The sequence below is a fragment of the Rhizobium ecuadorense genome, from assembly GCF_001187535.1.
Taxonomy (GTDB): Bacteria; Pseudomonadota; Alphaproteobacteria; order Rhizobiales; family Rhizobiaceae; genus Rhizobium; species Rhizobium ecuadorense.
The window spans coordinates 1-6,168 of record NZ_LFIO01001529.1 but is presented as its reverse complement, the minus strand read 5'-3'; the positions used below and the strand labels follow the sequence as shown (position 1 = coordinate 6,168).

The 6,168-nt window shown below is 61.2% G+C and carries 5 protein-coding genes; 3 read left to right on the top strand and 2 right to left on the bottom strand.

The features are described 5' to 3' along the window. Positions 1–475: Gfo/Idh/MocA family protein (locus tag AF337_RS31645; protein ID WP_160320387.1), on the bottom strand; the 475-nt coding region annotated here is incomplete at its 3' end. 368 nt (positions 476–843) lie between these two features. Here AF337_RS31645 and AF337_RS31640 point away from each other — a divergent pair. Beyond that, complete coding sequence (locus AF337_RS31640; RefSeq protein WP_049735248.1) at positions 844–2,004, top strand: fumarylacetoacetate hydrolase family protein; 1,161 nt, start codon at positions 844–846, stop codon at positions 2,002–2,004. 70 nt (positions 2,005–2,074) lie between these two features. Beyond that, a complete protein-coding gene (locus tag AF337_RS31635; protein WP_049735249.1) occupies positions 2,075–2,836 on the top strand; it encodes a hypothetical protein in 762 nt (253 codons plus the stop codon). 59 nt (positions 2,837–2,895) lie between these two features. Here AF337_RS31635 and scpA read toward each other — a convergent pair whose 3' ends face one another. Further along, positions 2,896–5,034: a methylmalonyl-CoA mutase gene (scpA, locus tag AF337_RS31630; RefSeq protein ID WP_049735247.1), complete on the bottom strand. Its 2,139-nt coding sequence runs from the start codon at positions 5,032–5,034 to the stop codon at positions 2,896–2,898. 97 nt (positions 5,035–5,131) lie between these two features. On the opposite strand from scpA, the gene AF337_RS31625 reads away from it, so the two are divergent. Beyond that, the coding region (locus AF337_RS31625; RefSeq protein WP_049735246.1) for an NtaA/DmoA family FMN-dependent monooxygenase at positions 5,132–6,168 on the top strand (1,037 nt) is incomplete at its 3' end.

The following is a 6,168-nucleotide window of genomic DNA, read 5'->3' as shown; positions in this document are numbered from 1 at the left end:
GCTGCAGACGGTGCGGGCCGACGCCGAGCGTCTGGATCACCTTGCCGATCGCGCCGTCGGCGACGAGCTTGCCGGCCTTGACGGCGGAGCGCACGCAGTGGCGCTCGGAAAAGCAGATCGAGAAGATCTTACCGGTCTCGGCAACGATGCGCCTGACCTCCTCAAGCTGGGCGAAGGTCGTCACGCCGGGCTTGTCGGTCATCACGTCCTTGCCTGCTTTCATCGCCCGGATGGCAAGCCCGGCGCGGTCACGCGGGATCGCGGCAATGCAGATCACATCGATCGACGGATCGTCGAACAGCTTTTCCCGGTCGATCTGCGGCACGGCGGGATAAGTTTTTTCAAAGGCTTCGCGCAAGGCCGGCACCGAGGTCTGCGGGCAATAGCCGACGAACTCGCCGCCCGAGGCAAGCAATCCCTTCACGTGATCGAACGTATGCCCATGGTCGATTCCGACGACGGCAAATCTCAACATCGCTGCAATATCCTCCCGGGATTTTTGTGCGGCCGGCCGACGCCGGCATCCTCCATGTCGGCCAAAACAGATAACGAAAGCCGGCGCCTGTCAAGCCAAGATCCGGGATGGAATCGCGCATGGGGAGAATTAAATATATGAAATGTAACGATTATTTTGTATCTAAATAGTTATTTCGTGGACGTTCTGCGATTGGAATTTCCCCAGAAGGCGGCCGTTCGATCCGATCCGGCGAAAGTCTTTTTCCCCAGCCTATCTTGCCCGACCTCGATGAATGTGATCGATTTCGGCGGCCGCCGGGCTGGAGGGCGGCAACGACCCCGAAAATTCCAAAGAGCGCTCCCGGCTCGCTGTGACGGAAGATCACCATGTCTCATCCCCTTCTCGATGCCGCCGCTTCGGGCGGTCTTTTTGTCGGCCGCGTCTGGTCCCCCGAAGTTGGCGGGCCAAGCGTCGTCGTGCTTCGGGAGGGTGCGCTGGTCGACATCACGTCGCGCGAGACGCCGACGCTGAGCGCCCTGCTCGAGAAGGAGGATGCCGCGGGCTTTGTCCGCACTGCAGGCGGCAAGGCGATCGGCTCGCTGGAGGAGATCGCCGCCAACAGCAAGGGAATGCCGGATGGAGCGCGTCCCCGTCTGCTGGCACCCGCCGACCTGCAGGCGGTTAAGGCTTGCGGCGTCACCTTCGCCCAGTCGATGATCGAGCGCGTCATCGAGGAAAAGGCCGCCGGCAGTCCTGAGCGCGCCGCCTCGATCCGCGAGCGCGTCAGCACGCTGATTGGCGGCAGTCTCACCAATCTGAAGGCCGGCTCGCCGGAGGCGGCCACGGTCAAGCAGGCGCTGATCGACGAAGGCATATGGTCGCAATATCTCGAAGTCGGCATCGGGCCCGATGCCGAGGTCTTCACCAAGGCGCCGGTGCTGTCCTCGGTCGGCTGGGGTGCGGATGTCGGCCTGCATCCGATCTCGACCTGGAACAATCCCGAGCCGGAAATCGTGCTCGCCGTCAACAGCCGCGGTGAAATCAAGGGTGCGACGCTCGGCAACGACGTCAATCTGCGCGATGTCGAGGGCCGCTCGGCGCTATTGCTCGGCAAGGCCAAGGACAACAACGCCTCCTGCTCGATCGGTCCGTTCATCCGCCTGTTCGATGCCGGGTACGGCCTGGACGACGTTCGCAAGGCCGAACTCGACCTGAAGGTCACCGGCCGGGATGGCTTCGTGCTCAACGGCAAGAGCTCGATGTCGCAGATCAGCCGCGATCCGACCGATCTGGTCAGGCAGACGCTTGGCCCCCATCATCAATATCCCGACGGGTTCATGCTCTTTCTCGGCACGCTGTTTGCGCCGACCCAGGATCGCGACGCGCCGAAGCAGGGTTTCACCCACAAGATCGGCGACGTCGTCGAGATTTCCTCGGCGGGGCTCGGCGCGCTCGTCAATACCGTAAAGCTCTCCACCGAATGCCCGCCCTGGACCTTCGGCATTGCGGCGCTGATGCGCAACCTCGCAAAGCGCGGATTGCTGTAAGTTATTGAGCGCATAGCTTGTCGCGAAATGTACCGGCTTGGTGTCAGCCGCTCTGATCAACAGGTTTGCTATGACAAATAGCTCTTTACAAAGCGGTATCCACGAACGCTCAGATGAAGAAAAAGTGCGCTTTTGCGCTGCTAACAATGCCGACCTGTATCAGGCAATATTCCGTGCCCATGGATTGCCTGATCAGCGAACCAGTGCGTTTTGGTCAAGCGATGCAATCGCACCTCCATACTATTCCAACATGACGACCCTCGACCGGGATGCAACAGAGGAGCAGCTGATTGAAATCGATCGGCTAACAGATCGGCTGGGACGGCGACCTGGTATCAAAGACGGCTTTTCCAAGCTAGATCTCAACGACAACGAGTTCAGGTTGTTGTTTTCCGCATCATGGATTTGGGCTGAACCTCATAAAAGTTCATCCAGTGCGCCTCAAGGTTGGGCACGCGTTCGCGAGGCGGCAGCGCTGGATCGCTGGGAACGTTCCTGGAAAGAGTCCGGTAGCCCGACCGATGCCAACGTCTTTACACCTGCCCTGCTTTCCGATTCCAATATGCACATCTACGGTCGATTGGCCGGCGACGGCTTTGATGCGGGATTCATCGCAAATCGATCGCCGAAGGTTGTAGGCATCTCCAATATTTTTAGTTTGGCTGGTACGCCGCAGGCCTTCCGGGATGCAATTTCATTGGCCACTTTCGCCTTTTCAGCCAATTTGCCCCTTGTCGGATATGATCGCGGTGAAGCGCTAGACGAAATGAAAAAACTGGGTTTCAAGCCCGTCGGCCAATTGCGGATCTGGCTATCTGAAGAGGGCGCATAAACGCCTCCCCCTATCTTCTCCATTGGCGTTGTTTAGCGGGAAAACAACCCTACGCCCTCTTACTGATTGCGGCGTCTGCCCTGTAGCAGGTCAAGGACGGAGTGTGCCGCCTCGAGGACGTTGGTGCCCGGACCGAACACGGCAGCAACGCCGTGTTCGTGCAGGAACTCATAATCCTGCCGCGGGATGACGCCGCCGCAGACGACGATGATATCGTCCCCGCCCTGCGCCCTCAGCCTGTCGATCAGCTGCGGCAGCAGCGTCCGGTGGCCTGCCGCTAAGGACGAGACGCCGACGACATTGACCTTTTCGCCGAGCGCCATCGCGACGGCCTCGTCAGGCGTCTGGAACAGCGGGCCGGCAAGCACGTCGAAGCCGATATCGCCGAAGGCCGAAGCGATCACTTTGGCGCCCCGGTCGTGCCCGTCCTGGCCGAGCTTGGCGACCATGATTTTCGGGCGGCGGCCCATCGTTTCCGTGACCTCCGTCATGCGCTCCTTGAGGACGGCAAGTTCCGGCTCGTCGTTATAGGCTTCGCCGTAGACGCCCGTGATGACCTCGGGCGTTGCGGCATGATCGCCGAAGGCAGCGCGCATGGCGTCCGATATTTCGCCGACGGTGGCGCGGGCCCGCGCCGCTTCGATCGCGGCTTCGAGCAGGTTGCCGCGGCCGCTGCGCGCGGTCTCCGCCAGGGCCGCCAGCGTCTCGCGCACGGTACTGCCATCGCGGCGGCGCTTGGTTTCCTCGATGCGTTTGATCTGCGCAATGCGCACCGCGCTGTTGTCGATCTCCAGAATGTCGATCGGCTGTTCGTTGTCGAGCCTGTAGCGGTTGACGCCGACGATGACCTCCTCGCCCTTGTCGACGGCAGCCTGGCGGCGCGCGGCGGCCTCCTCGATCAGCCGTTTCGGCAGGCCCTCGTTGACGGCCTTGGTCATGCCGCCGAGCGCTTCCACCTCCTCGATCAGCGCCCAGGCCTTGTCGGCGAGCTCTTTCGTCAGGCTCTCGACATAATAGGAGCCTGCCAAGGGATCGACCACCTTGGTGACGCCGGTTTCGTGGCTCAGGATCAACTGCGTGTTGCGGGCGATACGGGCGGAAAATTCCGTCGGCAGCGCGATCGCTTCGTCGAAGGAATTGGTGTGCAGCGACTGCGTGCCGCCGAGCACGGCCGACATCGCCTCGAAGGCGGTGCGGATGATGTTGTTATAGGGGTCCTGCTCCTGCAGCGAGACGCCGGAGGTCTGGCAATGGGTGCGCAGCATCAGCGAGGACGCTTTTTTCGGCTCGAACTCCTCCATGATCCGGGTCCAGAGCAGCCGCGCCGCGCGCAGTTTCGCCGCCTCCATGAAGAAGTTCATGCCGATCGCGAAAAAGAAGGAGAGCCTTCCGGCAAAATCATCGACATTGAGGCCCTTGGCGATCGCCGCCCTGACATATTCGCGGCCATCGGCCAGCGTGAAGGCGAGTTCCTGGACGAGCGTCGCGCCGGCCTCCTGCATATGATAGCCGGAGATCGAGATCGAATTGAATTTCGGCATCTCCCTTGCCGTATACTCGATGATGTCGGCAACGATCCGCATCGAAGGTTCCGGCGGATAGATATAGGTGTTGCGGACCATGAACTCCTTGAGGATGTCGTTCTGGATGGTGCCCGACAGATCAGCCTTCGACACGCCCTGCTCCTCGCCGGCGACGATGAAGGAAGCGAGGATCGGGATGACGGCGCCGTTCATGGTCATCGACACTGACATGTCGGCAAGCGGAATGCCGTCAAACAGGATCTTCATGTCCTCGACACTGTCGATCGCCACACCCGCCTTGCCGACATCGCCCTCCACGCGCGGATGATCGCTGTCATAACCGCGGTGAGTGGCGAGATCGAAGGCGACGGACAGGCCTTTCTGGCCAGCGGCCAAATTCTTCCGGTAAAAGGCGTTCGACGCTTCCGCCGTCGAGAAACCGGCATATTGACGGATCGTCCATGGCCGGCCGGCATACATCGTCGCGCGCGGGCCACGGGTGAAAGGTGAAAAACCGGGCAGCGAGCCGAGGTGTTCGGCGCCCTCAAGATCCTCTGCCGTATAGAGCGGCTTGACGGCGATACCCTCAGGCGTCTGCCAGGTCAGCGTCTCGGGCGATGCGCGCAATTCCTTTTGCGCAAGCTCCGTCCAATCCGGCAATGTCTTCTTCGTCATGCGGTTCCTCCGGCTTTTTCATCGGCAGCCTACCATTTCACAGGATCGCCGTGCGATACAAATCCTTGATTTTTATTCCCGGCTGAGGAGCCGCCTGATGAAGACAATGCAGATCTATGCCTTCGACATGAATTGCGTCGGGCACATCAACCACGGCCTATGGACGCATCCGCGTGACGAATCGATACGCTATACCGATCTCGATTACTGGACGGAGTTCGCCAGGACAGCCGAGCAAGGCAAGCTCGACGGCATCTTCCTCGCCGATATCGTCGGCGTCTATGACGTCTACATGGGCAGCCCTGCCCCGGTGATCGAGACGGCGGCGCAGATCCCCGTTAATGACCCGCTGATCCCGATTTCGGCGATGGCCCATGTGACGAAACATCTGGGTTTCGGCGTCACCGTCAACACCACCTACGAGCCGCCCTTCCTGCTGGCGCGGCGCATGTCGACGCTCGACCACCTGACCAAGGGGCGGATCGGCTGGAACATCGTCACCGGCTATCTCGACAGTGCCGCCCGCAGCATGGGCTTCGACAGGCTGCCGGAACATGATGCGCGGTACGAGGCAGCCGAGGAATATATCGAGATCCTATACAAGCTCTGGGAGGGCAGCTGGGACGACGATGCGGTTCAGCGGGACAAGGTGTCAGGCATCTATGCCGATCCCTCCAAAGTGCGGGCCGTCAGTCACGAGGGCAAATATTACCGGATGGAGGGCATCCACCTTTCCGAGCCCTCGCCCCAGCGCACGCCTCTGCTCTTCCAGGCCGGCGCTTCGGCCCGCGGCCAGGATTTTGCCGCCCGCCACGCCGAATGTGTGTTCATCGCCAGCCCCAATCCGGGGGCGGCCCGGCCGACCGTCGATGCGTTGCGGGTGAAGACGGAGGCATTCGGACGCGGCAGAGCCGCGTTGAAGATCCTGAACTTGATCAGCGTTGTCGTCGGGCGGACGGAGAGGCAAGCGCAGGACAGGCTGGAAGATTATCGCCGCCATGCGAGCGTCGAGGCTTCGCTTGCGCATTACTCCGCCTCCATCGGCATCGACCTGGCGAAATACCGGTTGGATGACGTCATCGACCAGAGCTCGACCAACGCCAATCAATCGGCGCTTGCCGCAGTCACCAAGCA

Coding starts and splice junctions, on each gene's coding strand:
- AF337_RS31640 (WP_049735248.1), top strand. CDS start 844: ATGTCTCATCCCCTTCTCGATGCCGCCGCTTCGGGCGGTCTTTTTGTC.
- scpA (WP_049735247.1), bottom strand. CDS start 5,034: ATGACGAAGAAGACATTGCCGGATTGGACGGAGCTTGCGCAAAAGGAA.
- AF337_RS31635 (WP_049735249.1), top strand. CDS start 2,075: ATGACAAATAGCTCTTTACAAAGCGGTATCCACGAACGCTCAGATGAA.